This window comes from Pseudoalteromonas sp. S1609 (assembly GCF_005887255.1).
Taxonomy (GTDB): Bacteria; Pseudomonadota; Gammaproteobacteria; order Enterobacterales; family Alteromonadaceae; genus Pseudoalteromonas.
The window spans coordinates 1-240 of record NZ_PNDJ01000240.1 but is presented as its reverse complement, the minus strand read 5'-3'; the positions used below and the strand labels follow the sequence as shown (position 1 = coordinate 240).

The window sequence follows — 240 nt, the reverse complement described above, 5'->3', positions numbered from 1 at the left end:
GATATTAATAAACCGTGGAATACCCTGCCTAAAAAAGCCCGTGATTGGATTTTATTTACCGACGAAACCCCTACAGTGCCCGTGTTTCCTGAGTACACACTTGAGCAAACACAAGCTGCAATTAAAAATGAAGAAAGCCCTAGCTATATGGGTACAATTACAATTGCTAAACGTTTTGTTTTACAGTCGTTTACGAGCACTCAAAGCCCAGGTACTAAAAAGCGCGTAGCGCAGTATATG

Annotated in this window: 1 protein-coding gene; it reads left to right on the top strand. The window is 41.2% G+C overall.

All coding sequences use genetic code 11. The features are described from left to right. A partial coding sequence (locus CWB76_RS19575; RefSeq protein ID WP_138609764.1) for a hypothetical protein occupies nt 1-240 on the top strand: 240 nt, incomplete at both ends.